We start from the raw sequence: 17,922 nt of genomic DNA on the forward strand, positions 1-17,922 counted from the left end.
ATTAAAGTAAATATTCCTTTTTGCGCTCAGTAATACGATCCTCTTGGATTATTGTTTGATTTAATGAAAAGTTCACCAATAATACAAGGCCAATGATATAGAATGCTCGTTCCGGAAAGTATGCTGCCTCAAATTTGAAAAAATAAGCTGCCAGTCCGCAGAGATCCGACAATATAAAGCACAGTACGAAATACAGATAGATGAGTGGTGTTTTCCCTTCAAAACGTTCGTTATACATAAAACCTACAAACCCTAGAATAATAAGTACAGCTCCTTGAATGAAGAACAACACCAATTGAAACCAAGTATCCAACTCACTACTCACAACATCTGACAGATAATAGACATTGAATACATTGAGAGCTATTAGGCTGATTACAAAAATAATAATAACAGGGGTTGATTTGGACAATTTTAATTTTTTCAACGGAATGGAAGCCAATAAGGTATAGGCGAAAATTGTAATGATGAACACAAAAGTTTTATTGAACTCGTTCTCATAATCAATGATCAAACTGTCTCTTAGTGCAAAAAATAAGATCCCCAAAAAAACGATCAATTGCGTATGCCCTTTGTGATACGCTAGAAATAGTAACAAAAATAGAATGGTTGAAACGCGAACAATACGACTTAATTCAATTGGTAAGGAGGCCACAGTTACCATATTGATGACTAAAAAAATAATGCACAGCAGCGTGAGCTGAAGGTAGGCATCAGGTAGTTTTGTTTTCATAATTTGGTTGTTTCGTAATTACTTAATGTTAAAATGATAGGAATTACCCTACATATTAATACGTAAACACTCCAAACCTGGTTTTAATTGTTAGCTGTTTTTTTTCTGAAGACACCACGCGTCCAACAATTTGAGCAGGAATATTGAACGATTCTGAGATAGCGATAATCGTTTCTGCGATAGATTCGGGCACGTAAAGTTCCATACGATGACCCATATTGAAAACTTGATACATTTCCTTCCAGTCGGTTCCACTTTCCTGCTGGATCAGTTTGAAGAGAGGTGGTATATCGAACATATTGTCTTTGATAACGTGCAGGTTATCCACAAAATGAAGGATTTTGGTTTGTGCTCCACCGCTACAATGAACCATTCCGTGAATCTCATTATTTAAATATTGCGAAAGGATTTTCTTTATCACCGGAGCATAGGTACGTGTGGGTGAGAGCACCAACTTCCCTGCGTTCAACGGACTGTCAGCGATCGGATCGGTTAGGTTTTTACTTCCTGAATACACCAGATCTGCCGGTACGGCCGGATCAAAGCTTTCGGGATAACGCTCCATAAGTACTTTTCCGAAGACATCATGACGTGCCGAGGTAAGTCCGTTACTCCCCATGCCACCATTGTATTCCTTTTCGTAAGTGGCCTGACCGAAAGAAGCCAAACCAACAATTACATCTCCATCCTGAATATTCGCATTATCAATCACCTCACTTCGCTTCATACGTGCTGTAACCGTTGAATCGACTATGATCGTTCGAACGAGATCTCCAACATCTGCTGTTTCACCTCCGGTGGAATGAATCACTACACCAAAGTCTGCCAGATCTTTAATCAATGCTTCGGTTCCATTAATAATGGATGAGATCACTTCGCCCGGTATTAAATTCTTGTTTCTTCCAATGGTAGAGGAAAGCAGAATGTTATCTGTAGCTCCAACACATAGGAGGTCATCAACATTCATGATGAGAGCATCTTGAGCAATTCCTTTCCAAACAGATAAATCACCGGTTTCCTTCCAATAGGTATACGCCAGAGAGGATTTCGTTCCGGCACCATCTGCGTGCATGACCAAACAAAAATTGGGATCTCCTGTAAGATAATCGGGTACGATTTTACAAAATGCATGAGGAAACAATCCTTTGTCTACATTCTTGATGGCACTGTGCACCTCTTCCTTTGAAGCAGAGACGCCTCGTTGTGCATAACGTTTGGAAATTTCCTGACTCATGGAAAATATTTAGATTACAAAAGTACGCAATAAAAAAAAGCTCACAAAGGTGAGCTTTTTAGTAATTCCTAAAAAATGCTATTCCCAATCGGGCATAAAGGCATTTTCATATAAAAGTTCTCTTGAATCTTCCGCGCTTTCAATTTCAAGGCGGTACACATCCTTTTGTGATATTCCATCATTTGAGGTGTTTGTGAAGATAACAAAGGCTTCATTAGGAGAGAATATAGGCTCAAGATCGTTCGTTCCACTCGGTTTGTCCTGTGAAATATCCGTAGTAACATCGGTTACCAGATCATATACAAACATACGCATATTCAGCCTTCTATAATTCGCTCCTTGAAATCCGGAAACATCATAAGAATATAACACCATTTGATTTGTAACAGATAAATTTAGACCGCTTGTTGCTCCCGGCATTCCCGTAAGGATTGTATCAAGTACATTTCCGGCAAAATCGATCGTATATATTTGTACATCATACCCTTGTAGGTTGTTGGTCTTAAGCACTATGATATCATCGGTTTCACTTACGTCAACTTCAGATATCAAGGAACCATCGGGTGTTTGATAGACGAGGTCGAGCCCTTGTCCGTTTGAATTTATTCGGTATAATTTATCCAATTGAGGAAAATAGATCATGTCACTGGTTGGAGGCCAAGAAAAGTTGATCTCGTTTAAATTGAACCCTGTAGGTTTTACAGCTCCCGTAACACGTTGTACATCGGTACCATCCCGCTTCATAGTGTAGATATGCACTTGTGCCCCGTCGTTCTGCAGAAAAGCAATTCGGTTTGCCGCAACATTTCGTCTTGGTCGATAGCTATTCTTTTCTTGGGAAGTGAGTTGAAATTCTGCTCCGGACTCATCGGCAGAGAAGATGACGTTATTCCCATTGATCTTTCTAACGAATAAAAAGCGATTATCTATAGGAGCACTAATAACTTCGAAGGTTCCTACCGGACTAAGAACAGGATCATTGATGCCATCGGTTGCAGACACCTGCCAAAAGTACTTAGCGCCCAGAATTAGTGGAGAATACGTAAACGTTGTGTCTGCAATATCCTCAAATAACTGCACATCATCATTTAGATCATTGCGAAGTTCTAGCGTATAAGTTATTGGGTCTTCATCGGGATCGGTTGTGGTCCACTCAAACACTGCTTCAATACTTTGTAAGACTTCATTCTCAGCGGGTGCAATTAGTTCGGGTGCCGCAGGAGGCCTATTGTTTGCTGTAGACACTTCCAATTCGAATACAACATTCACATCGGAATTTGCAACCACCACCGTAGGTTCAAAATCTGTAATATATCCTTCAATTCTAGCCTCTACCGCGTATTCTCCCACGGGTACATTTTCAATTCTGAAAGCACCCGTGCTGTCTGTAAACACTGTACTTGAAATAGGCTGAGTAGATATCCTTACGTTGACCAGCGGAGTGTTGGACCCCGAAGCCACAACGGTCCCTTTAATTGTCCCGAGGTCATTTTCACCAATTCTATCCTCATTACAAGAAAATAAAAGAATTAGGAATACACCTATATACTTGAAATATGTTTTACTTCCTTTCATCATCACTGTGTTATTGGTTAGTTTTTAATTGTGTTTTTTTAGAACCGAAATGATAATTCAAACCTAAACCGAAGGTGTAGTGGAAATCGTCTCTTCTACCACCAATTTGGCTGTCAATCTTATCTGAAAAATTAGAATTCCATTCTCCGCTCAATGTCATTGAAACACGATCTGAGACGGCATATTCTAAGCCGGCACCTACCTTTAACAAAAAGAATGCGTCCCACCTGTCTAACAACTCTGTAGGCGAATCATCGGCAAACAGCATGATCCCGGGTCCCCCAAAAATATAGGGAGATAATTTGTCGTGTGGTAAAATGTTATATTCCAACAGGAATGACTCACTGATCCACCAATGATTTTGTGTGGTTGTGGAATTCAATCTAAAAATTTGAAAATCGGCACCAAGACTTAATTCAGGAATCAAGCGATACTTATATCCAATCCCGGCCTTATAGTCTATAACGCCGGTGGTAAAATCACCGTCTATTAATGCAAAGCCCATATTGATATTCACGGCATGTCGGAAATTATGTTTTAAATATTTGCGCTCATAGAGGGCAGTTGATTCTTCCAACTCCTTCTCCAGCATGTATTGCTCCACTACTTCCTTATCCTTTGCCTCACCCTCCTTTGTAGACCATAGTCCATCTTTAATACCTTCATATATTAATACTTCCACCGCCTTTTCAATAGCTTCTTGAACTGCCATTTGTGTGGGTTCATTTTTAGTAAATCCTGTTTCTACTTCTAGTAATTTTTGAAAATTTACATAACGGAAGAGACCCACATCCACTGCCTGCGAAAGGATGGTCTTAGAGACGTTTACCGTCTTAAGAACTTCACCCGTAGAGGTAGATACAGCTCTTAAATAGACAGTAATTCTATCCTGTCTGTATTGTGAAGATCCCCCAACTCCAAAATAACGGGCACCAACACCTCCGGTTAAAATGTTTGAATCGTACGAAATGACCCCTCCTTCCAATAGAACACCTGCAAAAAGTAATGGGTTTAAACGTTGTGGAGGATCATTGGGGTTGGCTCTGTACTCATCTCTGGTCGTTCTAATTATATTTCGCTCATTTAAGAGGTTGCTCAAGTTCTCCCGTTCAATAGGTGTGAACCATTTTGAGTCTTCCAATGCTTTAATAAGAATGGTCGTTGCGCCTTGTGTAACCGCAGTACTAAATGTACTTCCGTTCTCTATATTCTTGTACTGCCCGGTTTGATCTTTAAAATTATATACCCCTACGTACGTTGGGCTGGCGGGTTCGGGTAAGTTAACCAACTTTTCGGTTTGCTGCGTAAATTCGGAAATTCGCGCTTCTTGATTACCAATGGGTTGATTGTAATATGCTCCACAACCTACCATTAATACTGACACAATACATAGACCTATATACTTCATACAATTCACCATACCTTTGATGCTAGTTTGGAATTATTATTTGTGTCTGTTCTCCGGTAGTAATATCCAGAATATTAATCACAAGCCCTTCATTAGATTCATAGACCTCGTATTCTAAATTTCCATCGGTGGATGTTCCAAGAGGTGGCAGACCATCCCCTCCAAATTGCTGTCCGAGCAATTGATTATTCAAACTTTCATTTAACGCGTCTAAATTGCCAAAACCGCCAAGTTGTGAGTCATCGGTAAAAGGATTTTGTGCATTTGCCGAGTTCAACAGCCACGTATAGTTAAACGGGTCTCCGCCAAAAGCCGGATTCTTTGGAGTATATACCAGTTGCTGCCCAAAACTATATGAAGTACCTGCCAAAAAGAGGAGTAGAATGATCGTTCTCATGATGTATGTTTTAATATCGTTGTACTTTATTTTGTTCTTTACGTAATGTTTTCAATCGCCAAAATACCCTTTTTACAGCTTCTTCTGCTACTGCATAAATAAAATCAGATTGTGGTCGTACTATAAACTCAAATATAATCTCGTCTCCTAAAAAGACCTCTATCTTGGTGTTATTTGCTAGAGAGAGGCTCTCCTTTATTTTTACAACAAGTTCTGCATTAATATTATTACGATTATAAAGACCCCAAAATTCTCTGTAAAAATCCCTGCCGGGTTTCGTTTTTGTTTCTTCCAATACGATACCCCGAAGTTCAACGCCATCTTCTTTTTCATATCGTGCATCTTGGGAGTAGCTATTGTCTGCATCAATCCTTGCTGCAGCTTCTTCCTTTTCGTCTTCCGTCCCGTTTAACACGATTCTGTCTTTTCCAATAAGCTGATCTTTTGCATCATAGATTAGCAAGAGAATAATAATCCTATCTTTTTCTTGAGAATTTATAGTAGTACTGGACAGGTTCTTCTTTTGACCGGGTTCTAAAACAATGCGACCGCTTTGGTCGTTCTTGGAACGATTGGAGTTCTGCGGATTTGATTTTATAACTGAAAGGACATACCGCAAACTCTGATTGATTCTGGTAGTATTAAAAGCAGATCCTACAATTTCAATGAATTCGGAATTGTATTCCAGATTAATTTTTGCTTCAACTTCTGTATTATATACCTGACCTTGTACCACATAACAAGAAAGCACAAGAATCCATAATACTATGATATGTTGATGTTTAAAATACAAAATGAATTATCTTTTAATATTTCGAATAAAGACCGTCTGGTTTCTACCTTGCATCGAAATAAGTAATTTATCTGAAATGGAATTGGTTCCGTACCAAATTAAATTCTGGTCCTTACCTCTTTGAATAACAGCCGCAGAATGCACCACATTTCCTCGAGAAAGATCGATGAAACTGTTGTTAACGCCAATTTGAAGTACACTTTCTTCGATATTGGCCGCTGTGATATCCAGTATGATTTCGTTATTATTCCCTCTTTGAAAGAGATTGACAGCACTTTTATTGGATTGCGTATTAACGACGGAAGTATTATAGTTCCCCACTTGCTGAATGTAGATAGCATTATTGGCAGAGGTATTCCTATTGGCTGCAATCTGAGAAGTTAAAAGGTCGAGTTGTGCCACCTTATTTTGAAGATCGGTTCCTCCTAATGCTGAAGAACTTGTGGAATAGGTTTGTGCCATCAATAAACCACTTCCGATAAAGAACAAGAAGGTGAATAAAATGTATGTTGCTGCCTTCATGGTAAATTATGCTAGGTTGTTATTTGTATTGTGATTTATAGGGGAAGTTAGTTAAAAAAGCTGAGAAGCTTATCTTTTTTAAGAAGTAATGTATGGAAGCTACATTAGGTAACTTCCATACAATACTGCTAGTTACACTTAAAAGTTCTAATTAAGACCCTCCTAAGTTGTGTTGGTTAGTTACAGAAGTGTTTCCTGCACCTAATTGTACAGTAGTACTTGAGTGACCAAGACCGTGCTGATGTGTATACTGGAAGTTCAACAATCCAACTTGTAATACATCGTTGTCATTGTCTCTTCCATACTGCTCAGTCCAAGATCCGTTTCCGATTCCAATTTGAAGGATATCATTATCGTTGTCACGACCGTGCTGATCAACAACACTCCAGTTACCAAGACCAAACTGTAAAGATGTGTTTGTGTTACGTCTTCCTAATTGGTGCGTGTACTGGTAGTTACCGGCTCCAACTTGTAGTGCATAGGTATCGTTTCTTCTACCTTCCTGAAGGATGTCAGACTCGTTGAAAGCTCCTAACTGAACAACATCTGCATCATTACGACGACCAAACTGATCGATATCAGAATCGTTACCCAATCCTAATTGGAACGTGTTCGCATCGTTACGACGTCCTTGCTGATACACGTCAGACTCGTTACCTACACCTAACTGTACTACGTTAGATACGTTACGACGTCCTCTTTGATCCACTTCAGAATCGTTGCTTGTTCCAACTTGTAACACATCAGACTCGTTAAGAATACCTCTTTGGTCAACATCAGACATGTTCGTAACCCCATACTGGTCAACATCCGAATCATTCGCCAATCCTAATTGGAAGGTGTCTGAATCGTTCGATAAACCAACTTGGTTCACATTGGAATTGTTTAAGATCCCCACTTGCAGGACATCATTGTCATTAAACTGTGCAAACCCTACGGCTGCGATCAGAAGCGCTGCTGCGCTCAAAACTACTTTTTTCATAATTTAAAAGATTTAAAGATTAATATTGGTTAATAAAAATTGTTTGTCAAATTTAGTTTGAGAATAGCATTATTCTCTAATTACTACATTATCAAATTATTATAATAATGTATCGAAATACGATTTACGCATTTCTCCTTCTACATATAAAGGACAGATTTCTGTCTACTCTATTTTCAACTTCAAAAAAATTTCAAATACCCATACAAATGTCATCGATGTCAAGACGACTATTAGGCTTAATCAGTATGGTAAAAAATGAGGAGTATAATTAAGAATCACTTGGTTAGTTACATTCTAATTACATTTCAAATATCTAAATTATTTTCTAATTAAAACATACGTGCTTACACGTATATTCTTTTAAATCAATGTTTTGTAGGAATTTTCTCGTTAAAGAGATTAGTAGGAATCGACTTACATATCGAAAAGCTCGTTTAAAGACACAAAAAGCCGGAACGTTCAAATATGTTAATTTTTTGTTAAAACAATTTTCGTAGGAAAATATTTCAAATTTGCATAAAAAAGCGGCTGATTTAGAAAGAAAATCAGCCGCTACTATAAGAGTGAAAGGTATTATCTAGTAAATAATAATTCCCTGTATTTTGGCAAAGGCCATATTTCGTCATCTACCAGCAACTCTAGTTTATCGCAGTGGTATCTAATTTCGTCAAAATAGGGTTTTACTTTCGTACAATAGGCAGACGCCCTTTTTTCGGCATCTTCTACCGTATTTGCCTTTTTTCGTTCTTCGATCATTTGGGTAATGCCATTGTTAATTTTGGCAATATGCTCAGATATCTGCTCTATAAGCTCCATTTGTTCTCCGGCCAATTTCTTAAACCCGGTTCCGTATATATCTTTCAGTCCTTGAACATTCTCAATAAGAATATTTTGGTAGCGAATAGCAGTGGGTATTACATGGTTACGTGCAATATCTCCCAAGATACGTCCTTCAATCTGAATTCGGAGCGCGTATTCTTCCGTTTCTATCTCATAGCGCGCTTCCATTTCCACCTTGTTCATGATACCTAGTTCTTCAAATAATGCGATCGATTTTTTTGATATCTTCGCCTTCAATGCTTCAGGAGTGGTCTTATGATTGCTCAATCCGCGTTTTTTCGCTTCCTTTTCCCAGGCTTCTCCATACCCGTCGCCTTCAAAGCGAATGCGTTTCGAATCCTTTATGTACTCACGTAGCACATTGAAGATTGCATCATCCTTCTTCATTTTCTTATTCTTAATAAGACTGTCTACCTTTTCCTTGAACTCCATTAACTGTTTCGCGACAATTGCGTTGAGTACCGTCATAGGATTTGCACAATTGGCTTTTGACCCTACGGCACGCAATTCAAATTTGTTCCCTGTAAAAGCAAAGGGAGAGGTTCTGTTCCGGTCGGTATTGTCTAAAAGGATCTCGGGGATCTTACCAACCACGTTCAATTTAAGGTCTGTTTTTTCCTGCGGAGATAATTTTCCGTTGGTCACTTTCTCCAATTCGTCCAATACCTCGGTTAATTGTGATCCAATAAATGCTGAAATAATCGCAGGCGGGGCCTCATTAGCTCCCAGTCGGTGATCGTTGCTGGCACTTGCAATAGAAGCACGTAATAGTTCTTCGTGTTCATTGACGGCCTTTAGCGTATTAATGAAAAAGGTCAAGAACTGAAGGTTCTTCATTGGAGTACTGCCGGGACCTAATAAGTTGACTCCGGTATTTGTAGCCAATGACCAGTTATTGTGTTTTCCACTACCATTTACACCTTTAAATGGTTTTTCGTGAAATAACACTTTAAAATTATGTCGGTCTGCCACCTTATCCATCACATCCATTAATAAGGAGTTATGGTCTACAGCTAAGTTAGTTTCTTCAAAGATAGGCGCTAATTCAAATTGGTTAGGCGCCACCTCGTTATGTCTTGTTTTAACAGGGATACCCAGGTACATACATTCCGTTTCAAGATCACGCATATAGTTAAGTACCCGAGTAGGAATAGACCCAAAGTAATGATCGTCCAATTGTTGTCCTTTGGCAGATGCATGTCCTAGCAACGTTCTTCCGGATAGGGCAATATCCGGACGCGCAGCAACAAGCGCTTTATCGATTAAAAAATATTCCTGCTCCCATCCCAGCGTTGCATTTACCTTGCTCACGTTCTTATCAAAATACTTGGCTACGGCTGTAGCTGCTTGATCAATGGTTTGTAATGCGCGTAGTAGCGGCGTCTTATAATCCAGTGCCTCACCGGTATATGAAACGAACACTGTAGGAATACATAAGGTAGTTCCGTAAATAAATGCCGGAGATGTCGGGTCCCATGCCGTGTACCCTCTTGCTTCAAATGTATTTCGAATACCTCCATTAGGAAAACTTGAGGCATCGGGTTCTTGCTGGACGAGCTGCCCGCCTCCAAATTTCTCTATGGTTTGGCCATTACCCACGGTCTCAAAAAAGGCATCATGCTTTTCGGCAGTAGCCCCTGTAAGTGGTTGAAACCAATGCGTATAATGCGTGGCTCCTTTGGAGATCGCCCACTCTTTCATACCTGTGGAGATATGATCTGCCATACCTCTGGCGATCTTAGAACCATTTTCGATAGCATCCATGACACTATTGTATGAATCCTTGGTAAGATATTGTCGCATCGCTGCTTCGTTAAAGACATTCTTGCCAAAGATGGAAGAACGACGCTCCGGTTCGTGAACGGTTACCGGAACGCGATGAAAGGTTTCTTGCAATGCTTGAAATCGTAATGTTGCCATAAACTAATGTATAATTATAGGTGATTGAATTGAACCGGACAAAAATAACTATATTTTGAACACACCCCCTATTTTTTAATGTTAAGTTATTAATAAAGTAATAGAATGTGTTCATAACCCCCTCTTGGATGAGGGGTTGATAATAAAAATAGAGGTTTTAGTAGGATTAGAAGGTGAAAATTACCACTTACTCCATGAAGGCCAAACTTATAAAGATTGCATAGGCAACAACAATGACCAATCCTTTTATTCTTCCTATCTCAAATTTCTTCGGAAGGAATGCCAGCGGAATTAGGACGGCAGCAAAACCGATCATCCAAAACATATCGTTGGTCAATACGGCCCTGCTCTTCAGCAAGATAGGCTGAATGATGGCCGTAATACCCAATACCGAAGCAATATTGAATATATTGGAGCCAATAAGGTTTCCTAAGGATATTGCTTTTTCCTTTTTCAAAGCAGCGATCACTGAGGCCGCCAGCTCGGGGACACTAGTTCCTACAGCGATCATGGTTACGGCAATTACACGTTCACTCACACCTAAGCGCGTAGCGAGGTCCACAGCACCACTAACCAACAATTCGCTCCCAAAATACAATGCCACACCCCCTATTAACAACCATATAAATATTTTGAAATTGGAAACCAAAGACAAGCCCTCATCTATACTATCTCCAGTAGGTTCGCTGGCTTTAGCATTCTTTGCTCTGCGCAACAATAGAAAAAGATACACAAATAACAGACCTGCAAGGACAATCCCTTCCAATCGGTCGATTTGATCACCGCTGCTCAATATAAAATAGAGCGCAATGGAGAGGAACATCATAACCGGCCAGTTGAATTTATAAAAATCCCGATCGACCGTGAGCGGAGAAATGACGGCCGTGATGCCCAGTACCAACCCAATATTGGCAATATTCGACCCAATCACATTTCCAAGCGCAATATCACTAAAACCGCTCCACGCCGCTTGTACACTTACTAAAAGTTCAGGCGCCGAAGTAGCAAATGAAACTACGGTAAGTCCAATGACCATTTTAGACAACCGAAGTTTAAAGGACAGACCCACCGACGCGCGCACTAAAAACTCTCCTCCTACTACCAATAATAATAACCCTATAAAAATGTAAACGATGCTCATATAGCTTATGTGAAATGCGAATATACATAATTGCCCAAGCATTTCAGAATAAGAAACACACAACAATCAAAACCGCTTCACACTAAAAAACTAAATCTTTCGTTATAAAACTAAATAAATAGTTGTATAACTATAAATATAGTTTTAAGTTTGTTTTATCCTTTTAAATTATAAAGGTGCATTAGTTGGAATTCCACCTTACTATATCATTCAAAAACATATGATGCCATTAGAACCTCTAACCAATAAAGAAGAAGAAGTAATGCAAGTCATCTGGCACCTGCAAAAAGCCTTTGTAAAGGAAATCGTCGCAGCACTGCCTCAAGAGAATCACTACAATACTATTTCCACCATTGTCCGTAATTTGGAGGACAAGAAATACGTTTCGTATATGGCCTATGGAAAAACACATCAGTACTTTCCTTTGGTCACCAAAGATGAATATACCAAGCGGTTCATGAATCTCGCCATGAAACGATTCTTTAATAACAACTACAAAAGTATGGTGTCGTTCTTTGCAAAAGAAGAAAAGATCAGCGCTTCCGAATTGCGCGAGATTCTAGAGATCATCGAAAAAAAGAAATGACATGGAACTAGTACTTTATTTAGGAAAATCGATGCTGCTTCTTTGTGTATTCTATGGAGTGTATCACTTTATACTTCAAAAGGATACGCTGTTTGTAGCAATGCGCCATTTTCTTCTTTTGGGTGTTTTTACTGCTGTACTCCTTCCCTTTCTGAAGATTACTACCGTCACTTATCAGGAAGTTGCACCGACCCCGACATTTGTTCCATCTACCGAATCCATCCCACTCACTCATATCATTCAAGATCAGGAAGCGATCGCCATTTACTGGTGGGAGGTCTTTCTAGTAATCTATTTCATAGGAGTCGTTATTATGGGGGTGCGCTTTATGCTTCAGTTAGCTTCGCTTGTAAAGATAATTCGCACAAATCCTTCAGTAAGAGTTCAAAATAAAAAGCATGTACTGACAACAAAGAATATAACTCCTTTTTCCTTCTTTCAATATATTGTTTACAATCCGGCACTGCATTCCGAAGAAGAATTACAAATGATTTTGAAGCATGAACAGGTACATGCTTCACAATGGCATTCGGCCGATATCATGGTAACGAATCTACTTTTAATCCTGCAATGGATGAATCCGATTGCATGGGTGTACAAACGTGTTGTCGAAGAGAATCTTGAATACATTACAGATAGTGAGACGATACAACAACTTCACTCAAAAAAAGCATATCAATTAGCTTTGGTAAGGGCTTCATCGACCTTTACCGTTCCTGCACTTACTAATAATTTCAATCAATCATTCACCCGTTTGGTGGTTTTTGGAAGGCACTTACAACTCTTCAAAAGCTCCCGACAGATCAAAAAACGAATCATTATGTTAAACAAAAGCAATTCAAAAAAAGTAAATGTTCTAAAAGGCGCCATCGTACTACCTTTGTTGGCTCTGTTCCTTGTGAGCTTCAACGTAGAAGAAGTAGTGAAGTTTAAAAACCCTGTTCCTGAAGGCAATGCTTCGGAAGGGCATGAAATCTCTGCTCCTACCGATATCTTGGATTATCACAACCAAAACTCTGAAGCGGATGTCATGCCTGAATCTTCAGAAAAATCAACCAACCTCAGCAATGATCCTGAAAACAACAACAAAGCAAATGCTACTGCTGAAGAAACACCCAGAAATACAATTCAGATGAAAGAAGATCGCTTTGGCGATGAGATCTATATTCTGATAACAAAGAATACCACGGAAGACGACCTGAAAATGCATCAAAAAACCTTAAAAGAAGAACACGATGTAATTTTTACGTATAGCAATTTAAATTTCAATGCCAATGGCGAACTTACCTCCATCTCAATAGAAATCAAGAGTGAAGGCGGCAACGGCAACTATCAGATTGCAGAAGATGGTCCTATTGAAGATTTTTATTTTTACATCGCCGAGGATGGCTCCTTAGGGTTTGGATCTAAAAATTTGGAAGAACGCATGGAAGAACGCGACGACAGAATGCGCGCCAGATTTGCAAAACGAGAAGAACTGCTAATAGAACGCAAAGAAGAGCTCCATGAACGGCGTAAGGAGCTCGAAAGAAAGCGTAAAGAAATGCGTGAAAAACTTATAGAGAAGGAAATAGCACTCGAAGCAAAGCAAAAAGAGTTGAAAGACAAGCAACGTGTTATAGTACGCTCAAATTCAAGCGATGCCGATGACAATGTCTTTGTCTATAGAGGCTCCTCCGGAAGTGTAGCAAGATTTGGCGATGGCACTATGAAACACAGTATCTTGATAGACAAGAATACTACTGACGAAACTCTTGCGCAAATGAAAAAGGATCTGTCCAATAAAGGAATAGAGTTTACCTACTCGAAGCTTCGTCGCAATGATAAAAACGAGATCACCAGAATTCGAATTGAAATGGATAACGGCAAAGGCCAGAAATCCGTCACAACCACCCAAACCGATGATGGCCAGCCAATAGATGATATACTAATTGAGCTAAAATAACACCGTTAAATTGAAACTGAATATGCCTCGTTTTACGAGGCATATTTATTTGTATTTTTAAGATATGAAAAAGCAATTCTTTAGATCGCTGGCAAAATTTAACAAAGCAGTACTTCCTAGTTTTACAAAAAAAGGAGTGGATTTAAGTAAAGCTTCAAAATGGCAGTTAGCACTTTTTGCCTATAAACTTTGGGTAACGAAGAATGCCTTGGATTAGTAGGTAAGCAGGGATCTAATTTCGTAAGCTCTTAGTTTCTGTGCGCCTTTCAAAAAAGCTAATTCAATTAAAAAATTACATTGTACGATCTCACCTCCTAATTGTTCGATCAATTTACAAGCTGCTTTTGCAGTGCCTCCCGTAGCTAATACATCATCATGCAACAAGACTTTATCTCCTTTCTTAATGGCATCCTCATGGATCTCGAGTGAATCCATTCCGTATTCAAGAGCATACGGCTGTTTCAAGGTAGTGTGTGGCAATTTTCCTGCTTTGCGAATAGGAATAAATCCGGCGTTGAGTTCTTTCGCTATAAGCGTGGCGAAAAAGAATCCTCTCGACTCGATCCCCACCACTTTATCTATGGGCTGCCTCTCGGTAAGTCGAACCAATTCCGATACACAAAATGAAGATGCTTCCGGGTCTGCCAGCAACGGTGTTATATCTTTGAACAATACCCCTTGCTTCGGAAAATCTTGAATATCACGAATATAGTCTTGTAAAGCAATCATATTGAAAGTTATGCAATAAAAAAATCCCAAACAACTGTTTGGGATTTTTTTGTGACCTCGCCAGGATTCAAACCTGGAACCTTCTGAGCCGTAATCAGATGCGCTATTCAGTTGCGCCACGAGGCCTAATTGGGGTGCAAATATAAAAAATAGTTATGCATTAACCATGTTTGGAATAAAAAAAAGCTCACTTTCGTGAGCTTTTTCAATTTACTAAGTTGGTTGTTATTAATACATGGCCTGCAACGCTGTAATATCATTGCTGTTAAACTCACCGTCTTCATTAGAACTAAAACAGGCAAGCATGATGGACGTTGAATCATACCCTGTGGGTGTGCCGTTTATATGTATGGCTCCCACACCGGCTGTACCCTCGTTTACATTTTGCCCGCAAGACTGCCGGCTAAACCAATCGGTATGACGGAATCCTACGGAATGCCCAATCTCATGGGTAATTACGTGCTCTTTCACATTGGTGTCATAACCGTTCAAACCATAGATCTGAACAAATTTGTAAGGTAATCCTCCGCTGGGGAATCCGGCACTACCTCCGGCACCTCCGGGATTGTTAACGGTATTATTGTAGACAACCATGTCCTTGCTTTGATAGTTTGTTCCGAAGGTGAGCGTGAAACTAATAGACACCCCGCTAAGCCTGTTGTAATTGTTTACGGCCCATTGAAGTGCTGTGCGTTCGTCTGATGTTAACGCTTGACTCCCTCCGGTATATCCAATAATTGAAATATTACGACCTTGACTTACCAGACTAGAAGTGCGATATTGACGGGAATCGGTATCCACACCTTCCAATGCCAATAACTCCTTCTCGGTCATAACTATATCTTCTTCAATAAAAATGCGTTCTTCGGTACTTCCATCGGGGAAATGGAATGTGCCGTAGCGAACATAATTAGGATTTAGTTCCAACGCAGTGACAATGTCAATAATACGTTGGGGAACTTCTTTGACAATGGCTGCATCGGGATTGTTCTCTGTTTCTTCATCTTTAGAACAGGATACCATAATTAGACCCAGAGCTACTAAGCTCAAGAATCCGTACTTTACTTTTTTCATACGTTGTGATTTAAATTAGTGAATACTAAGTAGGTTAACTTTTAATAAAAGTAGGAAAAATATTACAAATTAAACAACAACTTGTAATTTTTATTAAAGGACATTCACAAAAAAAAATCGAAGCGCTATAAAATGTGTATTAAAATATGATCTTTTATAAGATTTCTGCACTGAGGCCGGCTTCCAAAAGCATGGTGCAGCGTGGCTCAAGGTCGTCGTAAGATCCGGACTTAACATCACACTTTCCTTTGTAATGTACAATAATAGAACACTGTTCTGCCTGCTCTGGTGTATGGTCACAAGCATAGATAAGTGTGTTGATCACATGATCGAAGGTGTTCACGTCGTCATTATACAGCACAATGACATTTTCTTTTTGTTCCTGCCGGGCATAAACAGTTTCTTCTTGTATTCTTTCTTTGGTACTCATAACAAGGGTCATCCAGTTAAATTACAAATTTTGCTGCAATCCAATTGTTTTTCTTTTTGTTATCAACGAATTGAAAGCCCAAATTATTGCAACATGCTTTAATGACGGGAAGGTCTTCCTCGTAAAAGCCGCTAAGGTACAAGGTACCACCTTCTAAAAAACTATCTTTGTAGCGGGCCATGTCATTAAGAAGAATGTTTCGATTGATGTTGGCGATTACTACGCTGTATTTTTTCTTCGGAATGACGGCGGCATCTCCCAATTGTACCGTGATATGTTGACAATTATTACGAATAATATTCTCTTCGGAATTTTCCACACACCAAGGATCGATATCGATCGCATCCAGTTGTGTTGCACCTCTTTTTTCCGCCAATATAGCCAATACTGCTGTCCCGCAACCCATATCCAAGACGGAATCATCTTTAAAATCATGATCCAATATATACTGAAGCATCATAAACGTTGTTTCGTGATGCCCGGTTCCAAAAGACATTTTTGGCTCGATCACAATTTCGTAAGGAACTGAAGTCTTAGGATGAAACGGCGCTCGAACCACACAACGATCGTCTACTTCAATAGCATCGAAATTCTTTTCCCATTCGGCGTTCCAATTTACCTGTGCAATCTCTGTGGTCGTGTATCTTACAGAAAATTCTTTAGACTTCAATAGTTGTATTTCCTCTAAAATAGCTGCGTACCATTCTTCCTTTTGAATATATGCTGTTACCCCGACCTCGGTCTCTACGAAACTTTCAAAGCCGGCATACCCCAACTCTGCGATTAAGATCTCTACGCCCGGCTGCAATGGTGTAACTTCAAATTGGTATTCAATGTAGACCGAACTCATACAAACGCATTTACAATTTCCATAAAACTTTGGGCATTCAATGAAGCGCCCCCTATAAGCCCTCCATCTACGTCCGGCTGTCCAAAGATCTCTGTTGCATTTTCGGGTTTTACACTGCCACCGTAAAGAATAGATACCGAATCTGCTATGCTTTCAGTATAGGTGGAGGCCACAATACTTCTAATCTTCTCGTGCATTTCTTGAGCCTGCTGCGGTGAAGCCGTTTCACCTGTGCCAATGGCCCATACCGGCTCATACGCAAGTACAATGTGTGGCCAATCTTTTTCAGAAATGTGGAATACACTTTCCTCCAATTGTTTTGTGACTACCTCAAAATAATTTCCTTCCTTACGCTCTTGCAGTGTCTCCCCGATACAGAAAATGACCGTCATTTCATGTTGTAAAGCTGTGTTCACTTTTTCGGCCAATAAGGCGTTATCTTCAGCAAAATACGCACGCCTTTCACTGTGACCCAAGATCACTGTTTTCACACCCACACTTGTAAGCATCGCGGCAGACACTTCGCCGGTAAAAGCTCCGTGATCGGATTGATGCATGTTTTGTGCCGCCACAGCTATGGGGTGATCACGCAATGATTCGAAGGCATGTTGTAGATTGGTATAGGCCGGGGCCACGAATACCGAAACCTGTTCGGGTATTACCTGTTTCTTCAGCTCTTGCAACAGTGCTTCTGTTTCGGCTAGATCGTTATTCATTTTCCAGTTTCCGGCAACAATTTTTTTTCTCATAATGCTATCGT

The 17,922-nt window shown here is 39.7% G+C and carries 18 protein-coding genes and 1 tRNA gene; 3 read left to right on the forward strand and 16 right to left on the reverse strand.

Annotated elements, in window-relative coordinates; all coding sequences use genetic code 11:
• Position 1: 1 nt before the first annotated feature.
• The 10 genes from AACZ11_RS00200 to AACZ11_RS00245 all read right to left on the reverse strand — a co-directional run bounded on the left by AACZ11_RS00200 (position 2) and on the right by AACZ11_RS00245 (position 11,548).
• A complete protein-coding gene (locus AACZ11_RS00200; RefSeq protein ID WP_290628315.1) occupies positions 2–733 on the reverse strand; it encodes a hypothetical protein in 732 nt (243 codons plus the stop codon).
• Positions 734–788: 55 nt separating this feature from the next.
• Positions 789–1,967 carry an AIR synthase related protein gene (locus AACZ11_RS00205; RefSeq protein ID WP_290628317.1) on the reverse strand — a complete coding sequence of 393 codons (1,179 nt, stop codon included), beginning with the start codon at positions 1,965–1,967 and terminating at the stop codon, positions 789–791.
• A 78-nt stretch (positions 1,968–2,045) separates the two neighbouring features.
• On the reverse strand, positions 2,046–3,545 hold the full coding sequence (locus tag AACZ11_RS00210; RefSeq protein WP_290628319.1) for a carboxypeptidase-like regulatory domain-containing protein: 1,500 nt from the start codon (positions 3,543–3,545) through the stop codon (positions 2,046–2,048).
• A gap of 7 nt (positions 3,546–3,552) precedes the next feature.
• Positions 3,553–4,950 (reverse strand): CsgG/HfaB family protein, encoded by a 1,398-nt coding sequence (locus AACZ11_RS00215; RefSeq protein ID WP_290628321.1) that lies wholly within the window; start codon positions 4,948–4,950, stop codon positions 3,553–3,555.
• 22 nt (positions 4,951–4,972) lie between these two features.
• Positions 4,973–5,347, reverse strand: coding sequence for a curli assembly protein CsgF (locus AACZ11_RS00220; protein WP_290628324.1), 375 nt, complete (start codon positions 5,345–5,347; stop codon positions 4,973–4,975).
• A gap of 10 nt (positions 5,348–5,357) precedes the next feature.
• Positions 5,358–6,140, reverse strand: coding sequence for a CsgE family curli-type amyloid fiber assembly protein (locus AACZ11_RS00225; protein ID WP_290628326.1), 783 nt, complete (start codon positions 6,138–6,140; stop codon positions 5,358–5,360).
• Positions 6,141–6,146: 6 nt separating this feature from the next.
• Positions 6,147–6,662, reverse strand: coding sequence for a hypothetical protein (locus AACZ11_RS00230; RefSeq protein WP_290628328.1), 516 nt, complete (start codon positions 6,660–6,662; stop codon positions 6,147–6,149).
• Between the two features lie 151 nt (positions 6,663–6,813).
• Positions 6,814–7,644, reverse strand: a complete 831-nt coding sequence (locus AACZ11_RS00235) for a hypothetical protein (protein ID WP_290628330.1) — start codon at positions 7,642–7,644, stop codon at positions 6,814–6,816.
• Between the two features lie 576 nt (positions 7,645–8,220).
• Positions 8,221–10,407, reverse strand: a complete 2,187-nt coding sequence (locus AACZ11_RS00240) for a glutamine synthetase III (protein ID WP_290628332.1) — start codon at positions 10,405–10,407, stop codon at positions 8,221–8,223.
• Between the two features lie 187 nt (positions 10,408–10,594).
• Positions 10,595–11,548 carry a calcium/sodium antiporter gene (locus AACZ11_RS00245; protein ID WP_290628334.1) on the reverse strand — a complete coding sequence of 318 codons (954 nt, stop codon included), beginning with the start codon at positions 11,546–11,548 and terminating at the stop codon, positions 10,595–10,597.
• 220 nt (positions 11,549–11,768) lie between these two features.
• Between AACZ11_RS00245 and AACZ11_RS00250 the strand changes: the two genes are divergently transcribed.
• The 3 genes from AACZ11_RS00250 to AACZ11_RS00260 all read left to right on the forward strand — a co-directional run bounded on the left by AACZ11_RS00250 (position 11,769) and on the right by AACZ11_RS00260 (position 14,296).
• The gene (locus AACZ11_RS00250; RefSeq protein ID WP_290628336.1) at positions 11,769–12,134 is read left to right on the forward strand and encodes a BlaI/MecI/CopY family transcriptional regulator; all 366 of its coding nucleotides are present in this window, start codon (positions 11,769–11,771) and stop codon (positions 12,132–12,134) included.
• Position 12,135: 1 nt separating this feature from the next.
• Complete coding sequence (locus AACZ11_RS00255; RefSeq protein WP_290628338.1) at positions 12,136–14,079, forward strand: hypothetical protein; 1,944 nt, start codon at positions 12,136–12,138, stop codon at positions 14,077–14,079.
• 64 nt (positions 14,080–14,143) lie between these two features.
• Positions 14,144–14,296, forward strand: coding sequence for an SsrA-binding protein (locus AACZ11_RS00260; protein ID WP_290628340.1), 153 nt, complete (start codon positions 14,144–14,146; stop codon positions 14,294–14,296).
• Here AACZ11_RS00260 and AACZ11_RS00265 read toward each other — a convergent pair.
• The 6 genes from AACZ11_RS00265 to tpiA form a co-directional block, all read right to left on the reverse strand.
• Positions 14,293–14,805: an adenine phosphoribosyltransferase gene (locus AACZ11_RS00265; RefSeq protein ID WP_290628397.1), complete on the reverse strand. Its 513-nt coding sequence runs from the start codon at positions 14,803–14,805 to the stop codon at positions 14,293–14,295. The two genes, AACZ11_RS00260 and AACZ11_RS00265, sit on opposite strands and share 4 nt — an antisense overlap.
• 55 nt (positions 14,806–14,860) lie before the next feature.
• Positions 14,861–14,934 (reverse strand) — tRNA-Arg (locus AACZ11_RS00270).
• Positions 14,935–15,036: 102 nt separating this feature from the next.
• Positions 15,037–15,882: a zinc-dependent metalloprotease gene (locus AACZ11_RS00275; RefSeq protein ID WP_290628342.1), complete on the reverse strand. Its 846-nt coding sequence runs from the start codon at positions 15,880–15,882 to the stop codon at positions 15,037–15,039.
• Positions 15,883–16,036: 154 nt separating this feature from the next.
• Positions 16,037–16,312: an ATP-dependent Clp protease adaptor ClpS gene (locus tag AACZ11_RS00280; RefSeq protein ID WP_290628344.1), complete on the reverse strand. Its 276-nt coding sequence runs from the start codon at positions 16,310–16,312 to the stop codon at positions 16,037–16,039.
• Positions 16,313–16,328: 16 nt separating this feature from the next.
• A complete protein-coding gene (prmA, locus tag AACZ11_RS00285; protein WP_290628346.1) occupies positions 16,329–17,162 on the reverse strand; it encodes a 50S ribosomal protein L11 methyltransferase in 834 nt (277 codons plus the stop codon).
• Positions 17,159–17,911: a triose-phosphate isomerase gene (tpiA, locus tag AACZ11_RS00290; protein ID WP_290628348.1), complete on the reverse strand. Its 753-nt coding sequence runs from the start codon at positions 17,909–17,911 to the stop codon at positions 17,159–17,161. Before tpiA ends, prmA begins: the two co-directional genes overlap by 4 nt.
• Positions 17,912–17,922: the final 11 nt, after the last annotated feature.

The sequence above is a fragment of the uncultured Altibacter sp. genome (assembly GCF_963972995.1).
Classification (GTDB): Bacteria; Bacteroidota; Bacteroidia; order Flavobacteriales; family Flavobacteriaceae; genus Altibacter.

What these genes read in the sequence shown, in the direction of transcription:
- AACZ11_RS00200 (WP_290628315.1), bottom strand. Translation starts at nt 733, where the DNA reads ATGAAAACAAAACTACCTGATGCCTACCTTCAGCTCACGCTGCTGTGC.
- AACZ11_RS00205 (WP_290628317.1), bottom strand. Translation starts at nt 1,967, where the DNA reads ATGAGTCAGGAAATTTCCAAACGTTATGCACAACGAGGCGTCTCTGCT.
- AACZ11_RS00210 (WP_290628319.1), bottom strand. Translation starts at nt 3,545, where the DNA reads ATGATGAAAGGAAGTAAAACATATTTCAAGTATATAGGTGTATTCCTA.
- AACZ11_RS00215 (WP_290628321.1), bottom strand. Translation starts at nt 4,950, where the DNA reads ATGAAGTATATAGGTCTATGTATTGTGTCAGTATTAATGGTAGGTTGT.
- AACZ11_RS00220 (WP_290628324.1), bottom strand. Translation starts at nt 5,347, where the DNA reads ATGAGAACGATCATTCTACTCCTCTTTTTGGCAGGTACTTCATATAGT.
- AACZ11_RS00230 (WP_290628328.1), bottom strand. Translation starts at nt 6,662, where the DNA reads ATGAAGGCAGCAACATACATTTTATTCACCTTCTTGTTCTTTATCGGA.
- AACZ11_RS00235 (WP_290628330.1), bottom strand. Translation starts at nt 7,644, where the DNA reads ATGAAAAAAGTAGTTTTGAGCGCAGCAGCGCTTCTGATCGCAGCCGTA.
- AACZ11_RS00240 (WP_290628332.1), bottom strand. Translation starts at nt 10,407, where the DNA reads ATGGCAACATTACGATTTCAAGCATTGCAAGAAACCTTTCATCGCGTT.
- AACZ11_RS00245 (WP_290628334.1), bottom strand. Translation starts at nt 11,548, where the DNA reads ATGAGCATCGTTTACATTTTTATAGGGTTATTATTATTGGTAGTAGGA.
- AACZ11_RS00250 (WP_290628336.1), top strand. Translation starts at nt 11,769, where the DNA reads ATGATGCCATTAGAACCTCTAACCAATAAAGAAGAAGAAGTAATGCAA.
- AACZ11_RS00255 (WP_290628338.1), top strand. Translation starts at nt 12,136, where the DNA reads ATGGAACTAGTACTTTATTTAGGAAAATCGATGCTGCTTCTTTGTGTA.
- AACZ11_RS00260 (WP_290628340.1), top strand. Translation starts at nt 14,144, where the DNA reads ATGAAAAAGCAATTCTTTAGATCGCTGGCAAAATTTAACAAAGCAGTA.
- AACZ11_RS00275 (WP_290628342.1), bottom strand. Translation starts at nt 15,882, where the DNA reads ATGAAAAAAGTAAAGTACGGATTCTTGAGCTTAGTAGCTCTGGGTCTA.
- AACZ11_RS00280 (WP_290628344.1), bottom strand. Translation starts at nt 16,312, where the DNA reads ATGAGTACCAAAGAAAGAATACAAGAAGAAACTGTTTATGCCCGGCAG.
- prmA (WP_290628346.1), bottom strand. Translation starts at nt 17,162, where the DNA reads ATGAGTTCGGTCTACATTGAATACCAATTTGAAGTTACACCATTGCAG.
- tpiA (WP_290628348.1), bottom strand. Translation starts at nt 17,911, where the DNA reads ATGAGAAAAAAAATTGTTGCCGGAAACTGGAAAATGAATAACGATCTA.